This is a genomic window from Paraburkholderia monticola (assembly GCF_001580545.1).
In the GTDB taxonomy this organism is placed as follows: Bacteria; Pseudomonadota; Gammaproteobacteria; order Burkholderiales; family Burkholderiaceae; genus Paraburkholderia; species Paraburkholderia monticola.
The window spans coordinates 309,424-333,306 of the sequence record NZ_LRBG01000004.1 but is presented as its reverse complement, the minus strand read 5'-3'; the positions used below and the strand labels follow the sequence as shown (position 1 = coordinate 333,306).

The following is a 23,883-nucleotide window of genomic DNA, read 5'->3' as shown; positions in this document are numbered from 1 at the left end:
TTCCAGCGATGCAAGAATCGGGACGTCAGAGAAGTTGAGGGAAAGTGATGGATGAACCGCCGAACATGCGCAGTCGGCCGTCGGCTGAGCCCTATGGGTCGTGGGAAGAAGAAGCGAAGGGGTTGATAGAGGAAGAGATGATGCGGCGCGGCATCCGTTACAAACAGCTTTCGCGGATGCTCGAACAATTGGGCGTCTACGAGTCTCCCGACCAACTCAACCGCAAAGTTAACCGGAAGCGGTTCTCGGCAGCCTTTCTGATAGCTTGCCTGCGCGCGATGGGTGTGCAGACCATCACGCTGCATCCGCTCAATCAGGGACAAAACAAGAAGGGCTAGACGACGGACTGTCCTCGACGTCGCCCAGTTCTCCCGCAGCCAGACCAGTTTCATCGTCTGCTCCCGCGTCATACCCTCTCATAAATAGAGGGACCGACCGCGCGGGCGGTCAACCAGACGAATGCAAGCTCATTCTTGGTACTGCGCGCCGGCGTTGCACCGGCTTGGGTTTACCAACGTAGGCAATGCTGGGGGAATTTTCAAGCCGTCCCGAGCCACAGCGCCTGCCTACCCCGCAACTCGCACTCACCTTGAAATCCGGACAGGAACGGTAACGAAGTCCTTGGGCGACCCTCAGAAACCAAAAAGGCGCGAGGGCGCCATGGCAGCACGGCGAGCGATACGGCTCGCGCGCTTGTCAGTGAAACGAAAACCTGCAAATCTTGGGCTCGTCCCTTTATCACTCGAGTTGTCAGCGAAGAGTCCAGCAGTTGCCAAGGGCGTCGACCTGTGGCACGTCCGTCCCTCGGGAGCGACCGCTCAGTTAGCGTGTTCGCCGCAAATTGTGAGCACGTTCATCGCCGTCAATCCGGCGCCTGCCGCTAATTCGTCGCCTGTCGGAACGAGCTTGCCTTCTCGACGGGACATGGGATTAACACTGCTGGCGTTTGCGTCGTTCAACAGCTCGGGCGCCGTTGGTCGTCGGTTGCTTTGACGCGTCGTCACGGTCGAAACCGTCATGCTCCTGGCCAGCAATGTTCTTGTGAGCCTGCAAGATTTGCGAAAGTCGTGACTGGCGACCCGCGCGCAATTCTGCTTCCGCGTCACGCAGCGGTCTCAGATAGGTAGCGCGAATGAGGTCCCGAACTGCGCTGCCAATTTCGATACCCGAGCCGTCATGCCCGGACATCACGACGGTGACGACGTTCCCGCGGTTACGCCCAATCGGTTTGCCGAATTTTGCGGTTACGTGGACGACAAGATAGGGGTCGCCCGAACTCGGGTAGGTCAGCCATTCAACGACTGTCGCCGTTGCTCCTTCGACAAGCCGCGGAACTCAGCTTCGAGCCAAAGTGTTTTCGCGCGAGTGTCCCCTTCGATATGGAAGTCATGCTCTTGAATTCTCAGGAATTCATAGCTCGTGGTCAGCAGCACATGCCGAATTGCATCGATGACCGACGTTTTACCTGCGTCGTTCTCCCCGACGAGCACATTGAGAACCAGCAGACTAGGCCCGGCGGCTCTAGGCTTCAAAGAGAAGGGCGTTAATTTACAGAGCCAATGCTGGTCCCATCGGCGAACACGACCATCGTGGGGCGGATTTCAGCGGTGAAGCTCCCTTCTTGGAGATTCATCAGCTTTTTGTCGGTGTCTTTGAACTCGTTAAGTTCATGCCCACCTTCCCAGGTAGCTCGTGCGCCAGGCTCAATCGATTGCTCAATCGTAAGCCCACTCGTGTAAATCGTCTCGCCAAACGTATTCTTGAAAACGAGGTCCGCCTTGACGCCTTTGATGGACTTTTGGCTCGCGTTCTGCACCGCGACGTCGATAAAGAACTGGTCGCTATAGCGCTGCGCATACACATCCTTTGGGACAATGTGCTGCGACAGAAATGCCAGTACGACGCTTTTAGATACCTCTGCCGCAGCAGCGGCCTTCTGCGCTTCGACTTCCTTCTTCAGCCGTGCCTGCTCGGCCTGTTGCGCTTCCTGCTTCGCAAGCCAATCCTTTTGACGTTCAATGCCTTGGCTCACCGTTGTTCCGACGGGAATCGGCGCGCCTCCGAATGCCTCACCCATCTTTGCCCGCATCAGATAACCTGTGAGCAACTGCTTGTCTTCATCGCTAAGCTTCTTTACTTCGGGTGCAAGCTGCGTATCCCAGCTTTTCGGGTCACTCGGAATCACGGTGTCTTCAGGTTTGGAGCATGCCGCCAAGGTTAATGCAGTAGCTATGACGACAATTGACGCTTTCTTCACTTTTCCCCCAGTTTTTGCGCGGCTCGCGCTTGCATTGATTCTTGACTCAATCTTCACAGCGACGAAATCATCGCCGCCGCACGCCGTAGTCGCATCCCGTTGCAACGGGTGGGTCGTGCGATTGTTCTCCCCTGTTTATCGGAGAAACGAGAGAAAACCGTATGCTATGGCTCATAGGAGCAACGTACCAAAGCGAATGGTTGCCGGTTCGCGACATCTTCAAAGCCGTGCGCAATGATTAAGTTGGCCCTTGTTATCGTCGAGCGAGTGCCTTCACCAACAGCCAGAGCACGATGAATCCAACCACATAGACCCAACCCGGAACCCCCTTCCGAGGATTCTTACCTGTTGACGCATTGGTCGATGTGGGCGAGGAAGCGCGAGTTGCCTTCGGTGCAGAACTGGAAGAGGCTCCCCCGCTTGGGAAACGAGCAGCCGCGGCCGACGTCGCTCGTGAACTTCCGGGCGGCGGTTTAGCCGTTGCGCCGACGGCGGACGAGCTGGCGCGACTCTGCAGTTGCGCCAGCAGCTGCTGGTTTGCCGATTGCGGTCCTATCGTCCCTGGAGGAATCGGGCGCGTAGCAGCCGGCGCGGCAGCTTTCCTTCCCATGGACGCTAGTAACGATTCGTTATCGCCATTGCGCGTGACGGTGACATTCGGAACGCGGTAAGCCGGCGCAAGGCGGTATCGGGCCTCCTCTTCCGAAATCTGGTGGACAAGGCTCGCCGACGACACAGTGATGGAGAGATGCGTATACCCGTGCTTACGGCTTGAGTACGGCGGGTCCACGAGCCCTTTGATGCTCAGCCATCTGCCAACCCATCCGCTGTTTGGCGCGTTAGTCATTTTCTCCAGAACGTCGCTCCAGATGGCCAATTTGACGCACGTACCTTTCCAATCGCCGAAATTCACGAATACGTAGGGGCGACCGCCTCTGCGGCTCTTTCCTTGCGCTACGCCAACCACCTTGCCGACGAGTTCGACCATCTGCCCAATATGCTTGAACACGACGCCGTATTGTGACGCATCGAGAACAGGGTGCTGCGCCAGATATGCGGTTCGCGAAAGCTGGACACCCGCGGCGGGTGCGACATATCGAGGAGCGGCCGGTATGTTTCTTCCCGCAACGAAATCGACGAGCGTCGGCGTTGAAAGGATGTCGGCGTTGCAAACGGCGGCAAAACTCGCGACGTCTTTTGAACAGTCGCCTATCCGCGACAGGGCAGCAAACGTCGGTGACGATAATGGCGCAACAAAGTCGTTTGCGCGGAAGACGAACGACTCCGGTTCGCTCTGTGTGGTGTTCCACAGTCCGGGCGACGCTCTGAGCGCTCGCAACGCTAGGTCCATCGATATGAACGAGAACCGGTCCAGCCTGGCATCAAAATGTTTCTCGGAGCGACCGGGATGCTGAAAATTCCGGTGACCCAGCTCCGCGCTCTTCATGTGAGCCAAGCTCGGCACGAACATGCCGTCATAGTCGATTAACTGAACGGTGGCCCCATCCGCGGACACCATCACGTTGCCCGGTTGTATGTCTCCATGGGCAATGCCTTGGCCTTCAAGATATTGGGCGAGTTTCCGCAGTGATTCAATAAGTTTGGATAGTCGGGGCCCGTCCTGATAATACTTCTCAACAAACTCACCTAACGTTGTGCCCTGCGCCCAATCCATCTTCACGATTGGGTACCCGGCGCCGTTCACTTTGACGCCTGCTTGCAAAAAGTCGAAAGCCACAAAATATGGTGAGCTCAACCCGCGAAGCGTTCGTGATACGGCGTCATAGCGCTGCTGCAGCTCGCGCGATTCTTTATGGAAACAACGAACAGCGAGTTTGCGGCCGCCGGTGGTGACCGTGTAGGTAAGTGCGAATCCCCCGCACATCGCCAACGGCATCCCTAGACCCGTTGTAGCCACCGACCCGCGCGCCAGTTCCGCATCAAGGAACGCGGTGTTTGGATGCTGGAGGACCTCTTGATATTGCTCAAGCGTCGGGTATGTCATTCCGATGGCGCTCCGTTGTCGATAGAAAGCACCATCAAAGTCGTATCGTCTATCCGCATTGCGCCGAGACGTCGCTGCTCCAGAACAAACTCGGTGAAAGCGGGTTCGGTGTTAGCGGACAGAAGCAGCTGGCAGCGAGCATTAAACGACTCCGGCTCGGTTAACAGCCATTGACCCAGCGCGTCTGTCATCAGAAAAACGAGACTTCCTTCCGTCAGTTCCCAAACGGCACAAGACTCGGTGTAAAACGTGCTCGAACGGACAAACGCATTCGCCTCTGCTTTTGTTGAAAGGAGTCGCGGTCGTTCGTCAAACTGCTCGGCGCGACGGTAAGGGTGCGACTCCCACGCGCCGGAGGCATCGAGGTGGACGGCAAGACTATCGCCAACAGCAAAGACTTCGAGCGCACGGCTATGCTCATGCCATTCAGCTCCAAGGAGTGTCGCGAAACTTCCTCGGTCAAAGGCCGCCTGCTGCGACCAGGACATTGTTTCAAAGTCCCAATCCACCTCGTAGCTTAGACGTGCCGCGCTCACCCACTCCGCATTCACCGCCGGTTGCTGGATGAAGCGAGCAACAAGCAGGCGCGCCCATGCCCTTGAATCGAAGGATTCCGAGGCCCCGTCTGAGATGGCGACGATGCCACGCTCGAGGTCGAAAGACGCGGCATCCTCGTTGGCATCCTGTTCGGAGAGGCTCTTCGGAACCGACGCCTTAAAATTTATGCCGAGCATGCTGGACGTTACCGAAGCTGCGACGCCCGAGTGCCAATATCGAAGAAGTTTACGATTTCTCCGGCCTCTGCGTTGAACATGAACCCACGACTTTCGAACGAGACCGCGATGCCTTTTTCTTGCGCGACACTAATCAAGTGCTTCGGCAGTTCGCTCGACATGCGAAATAGCAGCTTTGCATACTGGTCGGGCAATGCCCCGTCCGATGACGGGAACTGAACGGGCTGCCCGTTTTGCGCACTGACGTGCAGGTTTAGGAGCAGCACATTTCCGTCATTCGTGTGGAATTGCCGAAGCGTGTCGGCCAACGCTTCAGGGTCACCGTCCGTCGATTCGCCGTCAGTGACGTGGAGGACGGTCGGAGGATAGCTTTGTTGATGCGCATCGCACCAGCCAGCAAGCGCCTCGGCGGCGGTCGTAATGCCGGCACACATCGGCGTTCCGCCATCAGCTTTCGGTTCGAACCAGATAGGAAATTTCACAGACTGTTCAAGGAACCCGCCGGCACCGTCGTCAACCTTGCGTCTCCGGTCTTCCACCCGCAGAGGATTTGCTTCAATCTGCGAAATGGGGTGCAACAGGGAACTCGAAAGACCGCCGTGGAAACTGTTCTGAGCACCACTGCCGCCATAGCCGATGACACCAATCTCGAAATAGTCCCGTACGCCGTCCGACTTTGTGCACCGGGTGACGAGATTCATCAACGTGCGATTGAGCACGTCAGACACGAATTGAGCTTTGGTTCGCTCGCTTCCTGCCATGCGGTCGGCCATCGAACCTGATTGGTCTACCAAGAATATCAGCGCGGTCGGGTCACTTCGTTGGATAGCAGCTTGATACGGCATTTCAAACCTCCTCATACTTACTTATCGAATCTGAGCGCGATGGTGCGCGCCCGAAACATGTCAGGCCAATGCGGCATTGCCAATCGGCAATCAGGAGCTTCACACCCATAACTGCGTGCGTATTTTTCAGGTTCAGCCTACCGCTCTAAAAGCATCGCGAATCCCCCACACGTTGATAACGGCGAATTTGATGGCATCTTTAGAGCTAGTCAACAAAAGTAGCTTTCTAAATTGCGCTCGAACGTAGACGGATGTATACGGGGCTGTCCTTCGTTACTCCCGCTTGCGATATGCTTGTTGCATTGGGAAAGTACCTTAAGAGTCGGCCGTCGTCACCGCTTCTGAAACAAGGGTCGACCAGTCCAACCCCTCCTGGAAGAGGTACTCGAAAATTCGCGCTCCGAGAGCTTCGAACTTGCTGGCGGTAGGCATCGTCTAGGACCTGATGTGGACCGAGAGATATGGGGCGGTTATCCGATTACGTATCGCGAAAGATTGCTACCTCGGGTCTGTCGCCAGACGTGGCGTTGACCCGGGCCGAGAATGGGGTGAGATTGAAGGTCGACGCTGGCGAGTGGGACGTCTCGCAACGCGAGGTCGTCTAGGTCATGAAGCGCACGCGGCAATTGCTACTGTCTGCGACCGATGACTATAACCACACCAATTGAACGGTCCCTGCGAGCGACTAACCGAGGAGCAGAGGGGCCGTCCGAAGACTTCAGTCGGAGCTGGCAGGTGAGGAAGTTCCCTTCCTGCGGCAGTATCCGTAGACAAACTGCCAGCGAAACGAATGGGGTGTTGCGATAAGGTTGCAGTAAAGTGTTAGCTCTTTGTTTTCCAGCAGCACATCGTGACGACCATCGACTTCCAGACAATTCGTGCCGAACCGAAGAGTAAACGTGACTCGTTCGAGGCGTTGAGCATCCTTCTTTTCCAACGCACGACAGACGTGCCCCCTGGAAGCGAGTTTGTCGCGATTCGTGGTGACGGCGGTGATGGCGGTGTCGAAGCGTTTTTCCGTACGCCGGGGGACGGCGTCGTGGGGCTCCAAGCAAAGTATTTCTTTAAGCTTGGCAACGGCGAATTCTCGCAGATAAAGGACTCGTACAAGACGGCGCTGGCGAACTATCCTGATTTGACCGAGTACTACGTTTATATCCCATTTGACTTAACGGGAAAGCGTTCGGCTGGTGCGCATGGTCGTAGCGAGACCGAGCGATTCGAAGACTGGCGTGTGAAAATGCGGATTGCATCATTTGCACTTGGCCACCCCGTCGAAATTCATCTTGTGCCCGAATCGCTGGTGCGAGAAAAGCTGTTGACCATCGACTCCCACGGTGGTTACCGTCGCTACTGGTTTGGCGAGGCAGCCTTGACGAAGGCCCAGATTGTGAGCGGGCTTGAGCAAGCGAAGGCGTTTGCCGGTCCCCGTCACTCTTCACTCGTTGATGTCGCAACCGAAGCGCACGAAGCACTCGATTTTTTCGGACGCGTATTGTCACCGGATGGCTGGGTCGTGGAGAACGTGCGCCCATATCGTCACGCGTTCGCTTCTCTAGCCCAGGCGAGCGCAGAGCTGTTTTCGCTTTTAGATGCACTCGACAAGAAGAAGGCCAAACAGCTGTTGAGTTCCGTCAACAACGCGTTCACTCAGATGCGCAGTCCCGGTTTTGTCGTGAATCACTCCGACGAACTTGAGGCACACCTCGAGTTGCTGCTTCCTTTAATGGAAACGGCGGAACACAAACACTATGAAAAGTTCTGCAGTCTACACGGCGAGGAAAACGACAATCCGCACTTTCGGCAATTTCAGGCCGAGATGATGGCGGCGCTCCCCGCGGGGATTCTGGACATGTGTCGGGAAGCGCTTAAGGACATCAGTGAGGTACTGTCACGGCTTAGGTCTCCTGCTGTAAATGCGTCCCGCGCGCAATCGCTTCTCTTGGTGGGGCCGCCGGGAATTGGGAAGACTCACGAGTTAGTAGCAGCGGCCAATCGCCGCTTGACTGCTGAAGGGCTTTCTCTCGTAGTTTTTGGAGAGGACTTCAGGGACGGGCAGCCGTGGGAGGTGGTCCGCACGAAACTGGGTTTCGGAGCTTCGGTAGGCCGCGGCGAGCTGTTCGAATGTATCAGCGCGAGCGCAGCGTCAACGCGTCTTCCATTCGTTATTTACATTGATGCTCTGAACGAGACGCCTGACGCCGCGCGCTGGCGCGACAGGCTACCCGAGTTTCTTCAACAGATAGCAAACTATCCGAATATTCTCGTTTGCGTTTCGACCCGGGATACGTATCGTGACCTTGTGGTGGACGAGCGCTTTCCGGGATTCGCCTTCAACCACAGAGGATTCGAGGGCAGACAGGCCGAGGCTTTAGAGGCCTTCTGCGCGGCATATCAAATCGAAAGCGAAATCACGCCGCTTTTTTCAGAAGAACTCGTTAATCCGTTGTTGCTACACTTGGCCTGTAAAACAATCAAGGCTGGCGGTGGAAAGAACCTGGACTTGTCGGCACCGGGCTTCGACAACCTATTCAACAGCTATCTGGATGTTTGTGACAGCGCCATCCGACGCAAACGCGGATGGTCCAATCCGGTCAATTTGGTTCGGCGCAGCCTACGAGAGCTTGCAGAGGTATGGGCATGTGACCCTGCAGGTGCAATCAACTACGAGGTAGCGGTATCCACGCTCAACTCGGTGCTCAGCGGCGATGTACATGCGTCAGTGATGCTCGAAGAGCTGCAACGCGAGGGCCTGCTCATCGTCAGTGAAGTAGTTCGAGATGAATGGGTTGTACGTTTCGCCTACCAGAAGTTTAGCGACTCGCTCGTCGCGGCAAATATCCTCGAGTCGTGTTCTGCCGGCGACGAGGTCAACCTTAAATTGCTCGGAAACTCGTTGTCAAAGCTTTGCCCGGAAAACGCGGGGCTTGTCGAGGCGATAGCCTCCGTTCTACCGGAGAAAACAAACGTCGAAATAACCGATTATAGATTGGCGCTTCCGCACGCAGTATCGATGCCGGCTTTTCTAAGGAGTATTACCTTCCGCTCGAGGAAGAGCATTACTTCGGCTACCGTCGATGTCATCAAGGCTTGTCTTAAGCAGCAGGAATTGTGGCGCTCCGCCTATGAAACATTGTTCAAGACGGCAATGATTCCAGAGTGTGCGATTAACGCAAAGTGGCTTCATTCATGCCTGAACGGTCGGTCGCTAGTTGGCCGCGACGCGCTGCTCTCGACTTTTCTAACAAGCTCTTTTGAAGAGCAAGGCGTGGTGCACGCAATTGTTGATGCAGCGCTCCGCTCAGATGTAAGTCGATGGCCAGACGAAAGTCGTGAGCTTCTCGCGATTGTTCTGTTGTGGGTTACGAGCTCTGCGGACCGTCGTGTTAGAGACCGTAGCACCAAGGCGTTGACGCGGGTCATCAGCTTATACCCTGCACTCGGTCTGAGCCTCGTTCACCTCTTCGAAGGAAGCGACGACGACTATATTCTTGAATCGCTAACGCTGGCCATATATTGCGGAAGCCTTCTTGCTCCCTCCAACAGACAGCAAGATTTCATCGCAATTCTCGAAAAACTTGCGACCCCCGGCTTTGCTATTCCGAACGTCATGGTCCGAGATTCGGTGCGAATGCTTGCTATGGCACTGAGTGAGTCAGTCGGCATACCGGCGGAGCTGCAAGCCAGAGCGATAGCCTTTTGTGCGCCTTTCTATTTGCCGGAGAAATGGCCGACTTACTCGGATGCTACAGCGTTCACGTCCATTGAGGGCCTGCCACCAAACATGGACCTCAGTGAACAATGGGGTACGGATTTTAAGCGTTACGTTCTCGAATCGAAGATGCATGATTTCGATTTGGCTTCCATGGGTATCACCATCGAAAATGTTGCGTCATGGATAATGCTTGAAACCCTTCGGTTGGGTTACCCGGGCCCGAAAGGGATAGCGTACGCCCACGAATACCCTTTGCATAATCGACATGGTTCTGGACGCGGACGTCCAGGGTATGCGGAACGGCTCGGCAAGAAATATTTCTGGATTTCGCTGCATCGGCTCGTAGGCCTTCTCGCACGAAACGTTCCACCAAAAACTTGGAACGATGATGTGACCGTGGCGGAGATGCCTGAATACTTCTGGTCCATAAACCTGCGAAAGGTCGACGTTACCGATGTCCGAGATATTTCTGGGCCACGTTCATACGATGAGCGCGTAGTTGGCGATGCTCGCTATCATTTTCCCGACGCCAGTGAGATTAGCGATTTGAACTGGGTGAAGGCGGACGACTTGACGCCGCACAAAGAGTGCTTGCATCGCCGGTCTAGCGATGGCGCTGATTGGGTTGCGCTCGCCTTCTACGCTCATGACGATGAGCGAGAAGACAGCGCCTACTCTCGTGACTCACGGTACATTACGGTTGACTATTCGAGCTTCATCATTGATAAGGCTAAGCAACTGACGGCAAGATACCTTGACAACACGCATGCATTCAGCAGCCATGGCAATCATTGCTACCGCGCTTTTTTTGGTGAATATCCGCGCGCATCGGCGTTTCACCAGTGCGCGTTGAGCGATAGCGTTGCGTTAGCCGCCGACGGTGACCTCACATACGCAGATGTTGAATTGTTGCGTGGCGTGGAATGGGAATACGATTACGCAGCGAATGAGCGTCAAGCAAATCTTAGTGTGCCGGCTCCAGCCCTCGTGGAACATCTGGGGCTAGTTTGGGACCGCCAGTCGGGTTGGTTAGACGAAGCAGGTGTACTGGCTGCTTTTAGCCTGACGGCAGAGCTAAGGTCTGGCCTTTATATTCGACGAGATTTGCTCGACCGCTATCTGCGCGAGTCGGGCAGCCATCTTCTTTACGCACGTTTTCACAATCGAGGAAGAACGGATGGGCCTGCCTCAGATGCATGGTCTTTTGTCCGGTACGATGGTCGACACCTCAAGGTAATCCATCAATCGGTATCTGTTTTTGAAGGATGACGGTGGTGCCGGTCACCTCAAAAATTGGCGTTGTCAGTCGACCGTTAGCGACACCTATCACAAGCGTCCTGCAACTTGGTCACGGTAAGATAACCCGTCCACTGCTAACTAAAACAAGGTGAAGGTATGGTGACGCTGAAAACTGTGCATGCAAAGATTGCGAAACTACAGGCACAAGCCGACGCGCTTTTGAAAAAAGATACGACTGCCGTCGTCGAGAAAATCCACGGGCTCATGGAAAAGCATGGTCTTACCGTTGCGGACATCGTTGCGGATGGTAGTGGTAGCAAGAAACGCGGACGCAAGCCCCGCGTCAAGGCGGCTGTCTCAAAAACTGCATCGGCAGCGCTTTACCGTCGCCCCAAAACTGGCGCGACGTAGTCTGGTCGCGGACGTGCTCCTGCATGGATTGCGACCGTCAGGGACCGTTCCACGTACCTCGTTGAAAGCACTGCCGTCACTTCTTCTAACACTGTCAAGAACTCGCCGAAAGCTGGAAACTATGTTCGCGGTCCTCAGCCGGCTCTATATGCAGGCCCAAACACGGGAGCGACGTGGAGCGGCCGCGGTCGGGCACCCGCATGGATTGCCGGTGCTAAAGACCGGTCGAAGTATCTGATTGCCTAAAACGGGAGGCAGCGTTGAAAGTGAAGGCAACAAAGGTGGGAGGCGTTTAGCGCTCTTTTCCGTTATGCAGCTTTCACCAACTGCCAGTTAGCGATAGTAGTTCACGCTCCTAACGTCAGGGACGTCGCTTCTTCATGAGCATTCGTTGCAATTGCTCGAAACTGACGTCGCGTTTCTCGACGATGAACTCGCAATTGCAAGTCAATGGAAGCGGCGATTCGAGCTCATGCGCGAAGAATTGGCCGTTGATTGTAATCAACCCGCTCTCGGATGCCGTCAATGCGACGGCTGCGTCCGAGGTAATTGTATCGCCAGCTAAAACCTTATCGATATGGTAGATACATTTCGACGGTGAGCGCTTTGTCGCTGCGACCACTTCGAGGTCGACAGACCGACCGATGTCGTAAAGCGACTTTGGTATTTTCAATCCGTGCTGCGGCGCTCTTGCAAGGTCATCGGCGTACCGAATCGCAAGCGAATTTCCGCCACCGTCTTTCACAGTGAATTCCAGCTTGCAATGAGTCAGTGAATACCGCGACTCATTTTTGATGCAGATTGTCGCGCGAACCCATCCAAACTTGTCGGCAACATACTTTGCGCCTTCTCTCCAATAATCGGAGTTTGTGGAATGACGCATGTTGAGCATCGAGTACATCGCATCTACGTCCGGCTCTCTGTAATCAGGAAGCTGCTTGATGTCGCCAAAATCGACATGTACCAACTGTCGGACCGACGAGCTGATGTCTTCATCATCCGCATCTTTGAACGTCAACGACACCTTCGGCGGCTCGCGGCGCTGAACATCGCCTTGACCCATGAGTGCAATCTCGTCTGGCTTGGCAATCGCCGTCGAACTTCCACGCCGGAGGTACACGGTATCTGCGTTGACATCGCCAAATCGCTTTGGGAGGTAGAACGGACGCTTCTGTTTTGGCACTGAGATTACTCCCACCAGGAGTCCGTCAAATTTGCAAACTTCGTAAGCAAAGTCGATTTTTGGGTGAACTTTGGAGTTGACTATTTGCTGGAAATGCGCGTCATCGTGTAGGTCAGCGATACCCACAACGATAGGGAAGTCAGACTTGTTCTCCGCTACTCCAAGGATGATATATGCGGTCGACTCGCGCCACGCATTTGCCATCGCGAGAACATCTTTTACGAGTTCACTTCTTTCTGCGTCGGACCCGGAAACCTTGTATTGTTCGCGCTTGAAATCCAAATCCGCGCCTTCTGCGCGGTACAGCAGTGCTCGAAGAAAATCCTGGTCCATGATTACGTTCTTCGATTCTTGGCATGCCACACCACGAATCGCTAATATTGTTTGTCGAGCTTCACAGTATTGCATGAAGAATCGCTGGAGCAGTCGGTTGCGCGTTACATGAAAGGCACCACCAATGAAAAGGCCTCGCAGACATCACTTAGTGCCACGGTTCTACCTTGATGGTTTCTGCCTCGACCACTCGCGAGCTTTGGCAGTGTACGACCGGGGGCGGAACATGTACCGCGCGCAGCGAAGCCCCTTTCGAGGACGTGGTCGCCGTCTACGAACATGTGGAGCCAGCGTCGCCCGTCAGCCGTTCGCCTCAGGGCGCTAACTTCGCCACCCTTTCCGGTATCTCAAGGCTATCCCAGAGTACCGGCTGTCCCGCGACCGCTGCCGTTGATGTCCGACCAGTGGTGCGACTGCACCGCGGAACGGGCAGCAGTATGAATACCGCGCAACAGGGGTGATGTTTTTAGATTTGGAGACCACGCTCGCAAACCTCGCCGTGTGCTGGGGAGAATTTCCAGAATAATATTTTGGCGGACTGGCTGTGAGGGTGTGCGACCCTCGACGAACAGTTCGTCAACGACTTCCGCGAGGCGCAGCGTTGCCACGCCCACCGCCCGACGGATTTCCAGTCGTACTCGGCCAGTTCCCGCCTGAAGAGCCACTGCCAGACCGGCCGCCGCTTCCTGCTGATTTGGCCCCGCTGGACGAGCCCTTCGATGTACCGCCCGAGTTGCCGCGCGCGCCACCTTGATTGCCGCCTGTTCCTTTGCTCATCGCCGCCTCCACCGAAATTAAGGGGTACCACGAGCCGCGTCCGATGATTCGGATTGCGCATCGGAATCGAGACCATCACGACACGATACTCTTAGGGCTTCGCTTCGGCACATCCTTGGATAATCTACTCGGCGAGACAGCAGACGTTCCAGTTCGGGCGAAGCGCCGGCGGATAGTTGTTGTTCCCAGCTAGAGCGCGGGACGAACGCTGTAGCGAAGCGTCATCAGGTCGTCATGGCTTTCGGAAGGGATGTGCGAGCGCATGCGATGGTGAGGACGCTTGCTACGCACCCTGACCGATACGTCGCACATTTCTCCAACATCAGCATCCGTAAATACGTAAGACCACTGGTTGCTCGCAGTCCACCCGGTATTGACGCTCATGTGTAGAGTTCTGAACAGATACTCAAGGTCTTCGCCGCTCGGGTCTTCGGCCAGAGCAACGATTTCAATCTGCTGGCCAACCTGGACTACCTTATTGGTTGTCCGGATATGCTGCCGCATATCTTTTTTGAACTCAATCAGCGTACCCAAGCTGTCTTCGACCGAGAGCATTTGCGGATACGGGTCGTCGTCGGCGCCGAAGAGAGTCGAGCTATACCGCCCAAATACTGCCCGAAGCTGGCCAGTCGTTCCAGAGATGAATTCCCGTTCACTAGGCATGAGCGTTCGGCCGTGAGCGGCTGGGTTGCGCAGCCCCTCAAGCTCCTTCAGCTTGTCCTTTATCGGACGGAATTTTCCAAGAGTCTCTTGAAAGAAATGCGGCCAAAATTTTTCCAGAATTTCGGTCAATTCATAGAATTCAGCGTAGAAAAGGATGCGAGTGTCTGCGGAGACGCTTTTTCGCTTTTTCGACTCCTCCTCCATGCGCGCCTTCCACTTCTTCACGTTCTCATCCATACGAAGGGAAGAAAGCCAGCCAGGCCCGTATTTTCGTTTCATTACCTCAGTTATGAAACGGCGCAGATAATTCTCAAAATCTCTCAACTTGGTATCAGCGTCCATCGACAACAAACTCCTCACAGTAGGTGCTATCGCTCAACAGAAATTTCGACTGACCGCCGTAAGCCCGCCGAGCAGATGCGACATATCGACAAGTCGTTGAGCGACCAGACGTCGGACCTCGCCCTCGCATTGCCATGTTCCGTACACCGCAAGCAATGACGCGCCCAGTGCCTCCTGCCGGAACCTTTCCTGCAGCGAAGGCCAGATGATGACGTTCACGTTGCCCGTCTCATCCTCGATGGTAACGAACATCACGCCCTTTGCGGTCCCTGGTCGCTGACGTACCGTCACCAATCCACAACCACGCGCGAGTCAGCCATTGCGGTAGGTCATGAGCGTCGCCGCTGGCATAAGCCGTTGTTCGAGCAGCGCCGGCCGCAGTAGTGATAGCGGATGTCGACCGAGTGTGAGGCTCATCGAGTTGTAGTCGGCGACGATGTCTTCGCCCTCCGACGGCGCGCCAAGCACAGGCGTTTCATCATCCACCCGCGCATCGGCAAGGATGTCACGGTCGGGTACCGCGGCGACAGACGTCCAGAGCGCTTCGCGCCGGTTGCCGGCGAGCGACGACAGAGAGTTCGCGGCGGCCAGAACATGAAGGTCCTTCCGGTCGAGCTGCGCGCGTTTGGCGAGTTCGCTGACGCTGGCAAACTGTCTCACTGCTCTCGCGGCTTCAATACGTTCAGCGGCGCCGTCCTTCATGCCCTTCAGGAGCGACAAGCCAAGGCGTACTGCAGGCCTTGATTGAGAATCGTGACGCTCAAGCACTGAATCCCAGTTGCTGATGGTGACATCGGCCGGCAGCACCTTCACGCCGTGACGCTGCGCATCCTGGATGAGCTGAGACGCAGAATAGAAGCCGAGCGGCATGCTGTTCAGCATCGCGGCGAGAAACGCTTCCGGCTCGTGACACTTCAACCGGCTGCTCGCGTAGACGAGCAGCGCGAAGCTCGCCGCGTGGCTCTCAGGGAAACCGTATTCGCCGAAGCCGTGAATCTGCTGGAAGATGGATTCGGTGTAGAGCCCCCGTGGCGGTGTGCATAACTTCGTCTTGTTACTTTCGAGAAACAGGCTTTTGGCATCTTTCTGACAGAGCCCCACAAAATCAAGCGCCGGACGTTGTCCTTGTCCCAACCCGGACCACCAATCTGTGACTCCGGATAGAGCAGCACTAATACAACCGAACGCAGCGTCGCAATAAAAAACAGGAGAAACCCAAAGCCAATGAGGCGCTATGACATCCTGCGTGGCGGACGGATTGCCACAGGGCAAAATGGTCGGCTGCTAATACGCAAGGTGCTCGTGCGGCTGCGCCACGGATAACGCAGCCCTCAGTTCCAACGCCGGCAGTTCCTTGTGACTGCATTTACTACATCTAAGAAAGCTCCTGCAAGGTGGCGACGGGTGGTGTCAACTTAAAAGCACGCGTTTCCCTGCTTGCAAGTTTCGTCGGTTCAATGTGGATAGTCTTTTTCCTGTCTGTATTGTTTCCTTGGCTACATCTAGACACACATGGCGTCGAGCCGCGCACCATCAGCGGATTGCAGGGAATCCTGTTCGCGCCCTGGCTGCACGCCAACTTTCGCCACCTCCTGGCGAACACCTCAGGATTGCTTGTCCTCGGCTGGCTCTGCACCTGGCCAAAGGTCTCAAACTTCTGGGATGCCACGATAGGCTCGATGCTTGGAGCAGGGTTATGCGCGTGGCTACTGGGAGCGCCATACACGATTCACATCGATGCGAGCGGACTGGTATTCGGTTACGCCGCGTACCTTGTAGGCCGCGGGCTGTACATCCGCGACATGCTATCGGTGGCAGTCGCTCTCGTCGTGGTCGCGGCGTATGGAATGACGATGTTCATCGGCGCGTTGCCACTGACGCCGGGCATCTCGTGGCAAAGTCATGTCGGAGGTACGATTGGCGGGATTCTGGCAGCCCGTGCGGGTCGGGTGTCGCGCGCCAGCCGACGCTAGCAGCAACACACCCACACGTGCGGCGTGCACCTATACTCACCTACTGCCGCATCGCTCGGGGCACTGACCTCGCGCTCCTTTGTTCAACTGCCTAGATTTCAGCATTGTTCTCTAGCTTTCACCTGCTGCTTGAAAATCCCCTTTGGTGAAGTTGAGCCCCGCAGTATTCTGAGCGTGGCCTTCAGACACGTTCCAAAGCATCACGAGACACCTGTCTGAGCCATCGTCGCCCGTCAGTCGGTTGCCTCAGGGCGCTATTCCAGCCGTCCTAAATGGCACGGGCCATCAGACGACCGACATCGCCGTGCGCGCGAAAGCCCCGTCGGCTTTGAACCTGAACAGGGCGGTGCAAGGGAATACGCGAGGATGTCGAGGAAATGACCACCCGGCGTTGGCGATGGTTCAGATGCGTCCCAACGGATGCTTGGACCCTTCACTGACCAGAGACTTGAGCGCTTGAGTCGGGCTGTCGACAAACCGCATCCGCTGGCCGCTGCCGAAGGCTTCATAGGGGTAACCGCCGGAGAGCGGTGCGCTGACCGCATCCAGAAACGTGGTGCTGTCCGAATTTAGAGTGAGGTCGACGGCTCCAAGTGCCTCGGTCAGGTGCTGCAAAGTTCGCGCGCCGATGATGGGGGCCGTCACAGCAGGTCGGTCGGACAGCCAGCTGAGCGACACTTGCGCTGGCATGGCGCCGATATCGTTGGCAACACGGATAACCGCGTCAATCGTATTCCTGTTTCGGTCAGAATCCGCGTATTCGGCTGATGTCCACTGGTACAAGGGCTTTTTGGAACCCGCGCGGGTACGCGCCTGCGGAATTGATGCCGTGGCCGTCGTATGTGACCTGTCTGCCCACGAAACTATCGAATCGGTTGTAACAGGCATTATCGAAGTGCATGGAGCAATCGACATTCTGGATAACAACGCGGGGACTATCTGGGGGGCTCCGGCCGAAGAACATCCCCTAGACGGCTGGAAGAAGGTGTTCGACCTGAACGTCACGGGCCTCTTCGTATTGACCCAGGCTGTCGGTCGTCATTCCATGCTTCGTACTGGCAGGGGCAGAATTCTGAATATCGCGTCCGTCGAAGGTCTCGTCGGCATCGACCCGCGACACATGAAGACGATTGCATATAACGCAAGCAAGGGTGCCGTGGTCAACATGACGCGGGCACTTGCTGCAGAATAGGCCCAACGAAGGATAACAGTGAACGCAATCGCGCCGGGATTCTTTCCGACAAAGATGACAAAGGTCAACATCGAGCAGTCGCCGAATCTGCTTGAACTTTGCCCTATGAATCGCTTCGGCGGCCCTGAAGACCTCAAAGGAATTGCTGTGCTCTTGGCCTCAGACGCGTCCGCATACATCACCGGTCAGATTATTGCGGTCGATGGCGAAATAACTGCAGTCTGAATGCGCTGGCGTCTATGCCAAAGCATACGTCCAGCGGTCTCGATGTCAACGCTATCGTGACCGCACCGGGGCATTCGGGCGTGGCATCCGAATTTCGTCAGGCAATTTTCAGCGTGAAGTGGGGTCATCCTCTCCCGCGGCAATATCTGTCTGTGGGCCCGTCTCTAATGACGGCTTCTTTTGCGCTGCCCATACTGCCTGCATCAACCGCAACGAGGTGGTCTTCTTGCCTGCGCCGACGGATACCTTCTGCTCAGCAGCGCTAACCGCCGCCGTCTGCTTGCTCGGGTTGGCTTCGTTGTGCGGGGCGATATCTGCTGTCGTGGGGGTGTGCTGTTCCTTCGACTGGTCGATATTTTCCAGAAGTTTCTCAGATCTCTTCACAGTTGCACCTGCCATTTGAGTTCGCGATTTTTCATGCTTCGTTTGAATTGATTCCGACGTGTCGCCATGGCTCATTCGTTGGCGGTCTACCTCGGTTGACCATGAGTCATGTCACCTACACTCTTTACGTTGCAAACGAAGTCCCCATCAATATAGCTACACGGCGGCATCCGCAACGGTATCCCCGGGATTCTCATGACACCGCGATGTTTGGTAAGCGCAGCATCTTACTCGAGTACACGAACTACGCGAAGCTCGACGCGAGGCTCTGCGAGAAGCATGAAATCATGCGGGTATGCGCGACGCTGAACCCCCAGCGATTGCTGGCGCCATCGCGATGATGTCGAGTGCCGACAGCGGGTGGATTAACGTGACAAACTTGAATGTTAACGGGCGCGAAGAGGTTCTGGTGAACCTCGACTGCCTGGCGCGGCTAATCGCGCGCGCGGGAGACTTCGGTCAGAAACTCTTTGCCCACCTTTCTGAATTCAAGGTTGGAACTGTACTCTTTCAGGAGGTACTGCATTTCAGATAACCCGAATCTGACGTTGTCAATCGACCCCGAATCTTCGCGTTGCGCACGGATAGTATCGTCGGTCAGCCTGTTCAAAATTTCGGACATGTGATGCTGCAAATCGTCAAGGTCGTTGCGCCCCCACGTTTCCGGCGCGGCTTCTCGCACATCGCGCCAGGCATCCCGGACCTTGATGAGCGACCATAACTGTCGCTCGTCAAAATATGAGCGATTTTCGAAGTTTTCCCTTTGCGACGAAATGGCTACGTCCCTTGACCACCTCGCAAGGAGGTCCCAAGTCTCGTCGACAGCATCATGTAATCTGTAAAAACTAGGCTCGCTCTTTTGAAAATACGAATAGGCGACGCGCTCAGGCATGTCTCGCACGCGCTCCCGTGGTTTCGACTGCGGCTCGACTGCAGTTGGTTTCTCTCCTTGGCGTGCAGGTTCCTCACGGCGGTTCTGTTCCACCGGCGCCGTCTGGTCAGACACATCGTCCACCTTAGGCAGACCTTGCTCCGTCAAGTCCTTTTCACTTTGGCCCTGCGCAGCGGGTTCGCTGACCGCGACGGAATCTGACGCGTGGCCGCTCGTCCGAGTAAAGCTGATAACGCCGTGATTCACGTAGTTAGATTTCAGCCGCAAGAGCGCGAAGGCCGCAAATATGCCTATCGTTGGAATCACAATGATTGGAGGATTCCGAAGTACGAGAGATAGCATTTCGCTCATGTCTTCGCCATTTTTCCCGATGCCAGCACGCCGGCCGCGCAATAAAAAAGAATTGCGTCGGTTCCCATTGCCCCCAGCTCTTTAAAATATCCGCCGAAGGACCATTTCAGCCAGAATGCGGGATATGTACCTTTTATCGAGTACCCAAACGCGGCGACCCAAAATATCGAGCCTACGGCAAACCAAAAGACCGCCAAAATCAACAATGTCGCGTTCCAATTGTATTCCCGGCAGGCACGCCGCGCTTCCGGTGTCGTTCCTGACTCAGGCTTCTCGCCGATTGGAAAGCAGACAAGAAGTAGTGCCAGGCCGGCGGACGCCAGCTCTGGCGGAAGAAATTTCAAATCGGTATCGCAGTTCGTCACCCGAATGGCCGATTCCCAGAAAAACAGCACAATCGGTAGGCCGACTACGCTGAATATGATTGCGCCGAGATTCCAGATAAATCGCAGGTCGAGCATATTATTTGGTTCATGTCACGCGATGGCGCGGTGCAACCGCGTCATCACGAAATGGGCAGAAGCAATCGAACAGCTCGTAACCAACCATCGGATAGGACGGTTGTTTTTCGCATTGGAAATCATCGGCTTCCACGAGGTGCCGCATTGCCACGTCCACCGCCGGACGGGTTGCCCGTCGTACTCGGCCAGTTACCTCCGGAAGAGCCACTTCCCGAGCGGCTGCTGCTCCCAGTTGATTTGGCCCCGCTGGACGAGCCCTTCGATACACCGCCCGCGTTGCTACGTGTGGCACCTTGGCCGCCGCCTGTTCCTTTGCTCATCGCCGCCTCCATTGAAAATATAGGGTCACACCTGTCGCTTTGGATGAACCGAATTGGCAGCGAAAGCGAGACCGTCAGATAACAATACGCCTGTTTAAGGCGGGCTTCTCGCGGTGGTCGGAACAGCTCACACGGAGTTGGTAAAATCGAATGACATCTATTAACCACCTGAACAATCAAGCGCCTTTGTATGGATAGGCTGCTCAACAGAAATTGCGGCTGACTGCCGTGAGCCCACCTAAAAGGTGCGATAAGTCGACGAGCCGCTGGGCAACCAAGTGACGGACCTCGCCTTCGCATTGCCACGTTCCATAAACGGCGAGCAGCGACGCGCCGAGGGCTTCCTGGCGAAACTTTTCCTGCAGCGACGGCCAGATGATGACGTTCACGTTGCCCGTCTCGTCCTTGATGGTCACAAACATCACTCCCTTTGCGGTACCTGGTCGCTGACGTAAGGTGACTAGCCCGCATCCGCGAGCGAGCCGACCGTTGCGGTACGTCATGAGCGTTGCTGCCGGCACGAGACGTTGTTCAAGCAGCACGGGCCGTAGCAGCGATAGCGGATGCCGTCCGAGCGTGAGGCTCATCGAGTTGTAGTCAGCGACAATGTCTTCGCCTTCCGACGGTGCGCCGAGCACAGGCGTCTCGTCTTCAACGCGCGCGTCGGCGAGGATGTCGCTGTCCGGCACCGCGGCCACAGACGCCCAAAGTGCTTCGCGCCGATTACCGGCCAATGACGACAGCGAATTCGCTGCGGCCAAAACCTGAAGGTCTTTACGGTCGAGCTGGGCGCGTCGTGCGAGGTCGCTGACACCGACGAATTGACGCACGGCTCTCGCGGCTTCAATGCGCTCCGCTGCGCCGTCCTTCATGCCCTTCAAGAGCGACAGGCCGAGGCGTACCGCCGGCCGTGCTGCGGACTCATAGTGTTCGAGTACCGAGTCCCAGTTGCTGATGGCGACGTCCGCCGGCAAGACCTTCACGCCGTGCCGCTGTGCGTCCTGGATGAGTTGCGACGCAGAATAAAAACCGAGTGGCATGCTGTTGAGCATCGCAGCGAGAAACGCCTCGGGCTCATGGCATTTCAGCCAGCTGCTCGCGTACACGAGCAACGCGAAGCTTGCCGCATGACTCTCTGGGAAGCCGTATTCGCCGAAGCCGTGAATCTGCTGGAAAATGGCTTCGGCGAACGCCTTCTCGTATCCACGCTCCATCATTCCATTGACGATGCGGTCGTAGTATTTGTCGAGGCCACCCTTGCGTTTCCAGGCGGCCATTGCGCGACGCAACTGGTCCGCTTCACCAGGCGTAAAACCGGCAGCCAGGATGGCAACCTGCATCACCTGCTCCTGGAATATGGGCACCCCGAGCGTGCGCCCGAGCGCTACCTCCAGCGCCTGGCTGGGATATTCGATGCTGCACAATTTTCGAATGAGGTTGAGCAGCGCTACGGTCTTCGAATTCCACGGCTTGCAATACTCGGTCTTGCTGTGCAACTCGAGCGGGACGGCCTGCTTGAAAGCATCTTGGGCAGCGCGCAAAGGCCCGTGTATAAATATGCAGCGACTCAACAATTTGAAGATGAAGACGTCCCAGCCGTGACGGAGGGCGAGATTGACTGGGTGTTGAATGACTTCGTTAAAAGCTGCCGCGACGATGAGATTCTCGCGAGCCTCGACGACGAAGCGTTGCAGGAAGGTTTCCTCGACCGGCTTCTGCACACCGACTCTATGCGCCTTCTATCACGCAAAGAGTTTGGGACAACGACCAAGCGAGCAAACACCACTCTGACGCTCAAAGCGGCTCCGCCCGATGAGGCCGAGCGTCGGGAATTGCGTCTCGACTTTCATGTCGCGCAATTTTTGCTCGACCTAAAAATGCACATCCGGACCGATTTGCTCGAGTTTCAGATATTGCGTTTGCGAACATGGCTGCGGAAGCGCTTGCCTGCTTCAGTGAGTCAGCCGGAGATGGGCCGGAGTCCTTGGAAGGCTTCTCGGTGTACCTCGATTCTCCCCTCCTTCTCGACATACTCGGCGTGAACTCCGAATATGAAGAATACGGGAAGGAACTGCTGGAGCTGATAAAGGTGTCGAAAGCATCGCCTGTTGTCTTTGACGATGCAGTAGCAGAAGCGGAATCGGTTGTTTCTGCCAGGCTCGCGGTCGCCAGGTCCGGTCAGAATCAAACTACAAGCGCCGACCGCTGCCGTTGATGTCCGACCAGTCGCGCGGCTGCACCGCAAAGCGGGCAGCAGTATGTATACCGGGCGAGAGGGGAGATGATTTTGCTTGCGACAGGGGAAGTCGGAAATCTGACCGTGAGCAGTTGAGATTTACATGCAAAAAAAATTTCAGAAGGCCGGCGACGCGCGACGAGAAGCACAGCTGGGCATCTCCTGTTCGCCGTTTCAAGCTTTTTCGACTGGGACAGGCTACATCGACGCCTCGCACTGCTTCAACGCAGCGCGCCGGTGGACTGTCTTGTCTAATCGCATCGGTAAATCGTCTCTGTCAGAGTCGCCGCGAGCGGCTTTGCGCCTCGACGCGTTGACGGCGCGTTTGTCGACATGCAAATTTCACCGCTCATTTCAGACCATGGCCGGAGGCGCTTCGACGATACCTGCCGCACGCTTATTTTCGTTGACTATACTTCGTTGCAGCTTCGCGTGAGCAATGGTCCTAGGGGGCTACCGGTCGAATTGTTGTATCATCCGACGCCTCGCATGCATCTCACGCCAACTCGTATTCATCCTCAGATAAGCTCCGGACCCGATGCAAACAATGTACGCGCACATCGCGGGCGAACTCCGTGAATTGACCCTTCCCCCAGTGAATCAGGAGGTGCTACCAGGCATCCCCTGGGGAGCGTTCGATGAACTGATGACACCGGCGTATTGGCGTGGGCAGGCATGGCAGCACACGGAATCTGGGACCTTTCAAGACTTTCGTCTCGGACGCTCGCTGAATGAGGAAGTGGCAGCCTGCCTGCTTGGCGGTTGGGGAATGCCTGCTGAATTGGCATTGGCCGCGTACGCTCGAGTACGCGAACGCGGTCTCCTACGGTCGGGCGTGACTACTCAAGAGCTCGAAGAAGCGCTGGGCGAGCCATTCACGCTTCGAGACCGCGACCGCAAATATCGATTCATTCGTCAGAAGTCGCGATACCTCAGTGGATGCCTGGAACAACTAGCTGGCTTCACGCCCCCTGACGATGATGTTGCATTCCGGGACAGACTGAACGAACTCCCCGGTATCGGACTCAAGACCGCCTCCTGGGTAGTTCGCAACATGCGCCCGCGAAGCGAGGTAGCGATTCTGGACATCCATATTATTCGCGTCGGCCGGCATCTCGGACTCTTTCCGGAAGAGTGGCAACCGGAAACGCACTACCGTCAGCTGGAAGCGCGCTTCGTGAAATTCGCACGAGCGATAGATGTATCCGCCGCGACCCTCGATGGCCTCATGTGGGACCACATGCGCCGATTGTCTGTCATTTTGAAGAAGGCTCACGTGAAGGCCGAGCAGCTGGACCTTTTCGGCGCCGACCCTACCCACGTGCACTGAGGGGCTTTGGCTCCC

Annotated in this window: 18 protein-coding genes and 3 pseudogenes; 8 read left to right on the top strand and 13 right to left on the bottom strand. The window is 56.1% G+C overall.

All coding sequences use genetic code 11. The annotated features are described in order from the left end of the window. Positions 1-47: 47 nt before the first annotated feature. Complete coding sequence (locus CI15_RS06375) at positions 48-338, top strand: DUF6471 domain-containing protein (protein ID WP_062125343.1); 291 nt, start codon at positions 48-50, stop codon at positions 336-338. 948 nt (positions 339-1,286) lie between these two features. Here CI15_RS06375 and CI15_RS37535 read toward each other — a convergent pair. From CI15_RS37535 to CI15_RS06350, 5 genes are all read right to left on the bottom strand, one after another. Continuing rightward, on the bottom strand, positions 1,287-1,532 hold the full coding sequence (locus CI15_RS37535) for an AAA family ATPase (RefSeq protein ID WP_062125342.1): 246 nt from the start codon (positions 1,530-1,532) through the stop codon (positions 1,287-1,289). Positions 1,533-1,543: 11 nt separating this feature from the next. Beyond that, on the bottom strand, positions 1,544-2,362 hold the full coding sequence (locus CI15_RS06365; RefSeq protein ID WP_153041061.1) for a hypothetical protein: 819 nt from the start codon (positions 2,360-2,362) through the stop codon (positions 1,544-1,546). A 148-nt stretch (positions 2,363-2,510) separates the two neighbouring features. After that, complete coding sequence (locus tag CI15_RS06360; protein ID WP_062125339.1) at positions 2,511-4,262, bottom strand: protein kinase family protein; 1,752 nt, start codon at positions 4,260-4,262, stop codon at positions 2,511-2,513. After that, entirely contained in the window at positions 4,259-4,996 is a 738-nt protein-coding gene (locus tag CI15_RS06355) for a protein phosphatase 2C domain-containing protein (RefSeq protein WP_062125337.1), read from the bottom strand. Before CI15_RS06355 ends, CI15_RS06360 begins: the two co-directional genes overlap by 4 nt. 8 nt (positions 4,997-5,004) lie before the next feature. Then, positions 5,005-5,841, bottom strand: coding sequence for a vWA domain-containing protein (locus CI15_RS06350; RefSeq protein WP_062125336.1), 837 nt, complete (start codon positions 5,839-5,841; stop codon positions 5,005-5,007). Positions 5,842-6,691: 850 nt separating this feature from the next. On the opposite strand from CI15_RS06350, the gene CI15_RS06345 reads away from it, so the two are divergent. The 3 genes from CI15_RS06345 (at position 6,692) to CI15_RS38145 (ending at position 11,452) form a co-directional block, all read left to right on the top strand. Further along, on the top strand, positions 6,692-10,825 hold the full coding sequence (locus CI15_RS06345; RefSeq protein ID WP_062125334.1) for an NACHT domain-containing protein: 4,134 nt from the start codon (positions 6,692-6,694) through the stop codon (positions 10,823-10,825). Positions 10,826-10,951: 126 nt separating this feature from the next. Next, a complete protein-coding gene (locus CI15_RS38150; protein WP_075643663.1) occupies positions 10,952-11,206 on the top strand; it encodes an H-NS family nucleoid-associated regulatory protein in 255 nt (84 codons plus the stop codon). Positions 11,207-11,233: 27 nt separating this feature from the next. Further along, positions 11,234-11,452: an H-NS family nucleoid-associated regulatory protein gene (locus CI15_RS38145; protein WP_338152540.1), complete on the top strand. Its 219-nt coding sequence runs from the start codon at positions 11,234-11,236 to the stop codon at positions 11,450-11,452. Between the two features lie 115 nt (positions 11,453-11,567). On the opposite strand, the gene CI15_RS06340 is transcribed toward CI15_RS38145, so the two are convergent. The 3 genes and pseudogenes from CI15_RS06340 to CI15_RS36030 all read right to left on the bottom strand — a co-directional run. Then, on the bottom strand, positions 11,568-12,722 hold the full coding sequence (locus CI15_RS06340; protein WP_062125332.1) for an AlbA family DNA-binding domain-containing protein: 1,155 nt from the start codon (positions 12,720-12,722) through the stop codon (positions 11,568-11,570). A 966-nt stretch (positions 12,723-13,688) separates the two neighbouring features. Beyond that, positions 13,689-14,504, bottom strand: a complete 816-nt coding sequence (locus CI15_RS06335; protein WP_153041060.1) for a Swt1 family HEPN domain-containing protein — start codon at positions 14,502-14,504, stop codon at positions 13,689-13,691. A gap of 33 nt (positions 14,505-14,537) precedes the next feature. After that, positions 14,538-15,524 (bottom strand): annotated as a pseudogene (locus CI15_RS36030) (helix-hairpin-helix domain-containing protein); the annotation flags it as partial. A 374-nt stretch (positions 15,525-15,898) separates the two neighbouring features. Between CI15_RS36030 and CI15_RS06320 the strand changes: the two are divergent. Then, positions 15,899-16,477, top strand: a complete 579-nt coding sequence (locus CI15_RS06320) for a rhomboid family intramembrane serine protease (RefSeq protein WP_062125327.1) — start codon at positions 15,899-15,901, stop codon at positions 16,475-16,477. A gap of 402 nt (positions 16,478-16,879) precedes the next feature. On the opposite strand, the gene CI15_RS38360 is transcribed toward CI15_RS06320, so the two are convergent. After that, a complete protein-coding gene (locus tag CI15_RS38360; protein ID WP_062125325.1) occupies positions 16,880-17,167 on the bottom strand; it encodes an aldo/keto reductase in 288 nt (95 codons plus the stop codon). On the opposite strand from CI15_RS38360, the pseudogene CI15_RS37590 reads away from it, so the two are divergent. Further along, positions 17,106-17,894 (top strand): annotated as a pseudogene (locus CI15_RS37590) (SDR family oxidoreductase). The gene CI15_RS38360 and the pseudogene CI15_RS37590 sit on opposite strands and share 62 nt — an antisense overlap. A gap of 108 nt (positions 17,895-18,002) precedes the next feature. On the opposite strand, the gene CI15_RS06300 reads toward CI15_RS37590, so the two are convergent. From CI15_RS06300 to CI15_RS06285, 4 genes and pseudogenes are all read right to left on the bottom strand, one after another. Further along, positions 18,003-18,353: a hypothetical protein gene (locus tag CI15_RS06300; RefSeq protein WP_153041059.1), complete on the bottom strand. Its 351-nt coding sequence runs from the start codon at positions 18,351-18,353 to the stop codon at positions 18,003-18,005. A gap of 358 nt (positions 18,354-18,711) precedes the next feature. Continuing rightward, positions 18,712-19,521, bottom strand: coding sequence for a hypothetical protein (locus CI15_RS06295; RefSeq protein WP_062125319.1), 810 nt, complete (start codon positions 19,519-19,521; stop codon positions 18,712-18,714). After that, positions 19,518-19,982 carry a hypothetical protein gene (locus tag CI15_RS06290; RefSeq protein ID WP_062125317.1) on the bottom strand — a complete coding sequence of 155 codons (465 nt, stop codon included), beginning with the start codon at positions 19,980-19,982 and terminating at the stop codon, positions 19,518-19,520. Before CI15_RS06290 ends, CI15_RS06295 begins: the two co-directional genes overlap by 4 nt. A gap of 523 nt (positions 19,983-20,505) precedes the next feature. After that, positions 20,506-21,717 (bottom strand): annotated as a pseudogene (locus CI15_RS06285) (helix-hairpin-helix domain-containing protein); the annotation flags it as partial. Between the two features lie 512 nt (positions 21,718-22,229). On the opposite strand from CI15_RS06285, the gene CI15_RS36370 reads away from it, so the two are divergent. Together CI15_RS36370 and CI15_RS06275 are read left to right on the top strand one after the other, a co-directional pair. Beyond that, positions 22,230-22,517, top strand: a complete 288-nt coding sequence (locus CI15_RS36370; RefSeq protein WP_153041058.1) for a hypothetical protein — start codon at positions 22,230-22,232, stop codon at positions 22,515-22,517. 568 nt (positions 22,518-23,085) lie between these two features. Further along, positions 23,086-23,868: an 8-oxoguanine DNA glycosylase gene (locus CI15_RS06275; RefSeq protein WP_063910525.1), complete on the top strand. Its 783-nt coding sequence runs from the start codon at positions 23,086-23,088 to the stop codon at positions 23,866-23,868. Positions 23,869-23,883 lie beyond the last annotated feature (15 nt).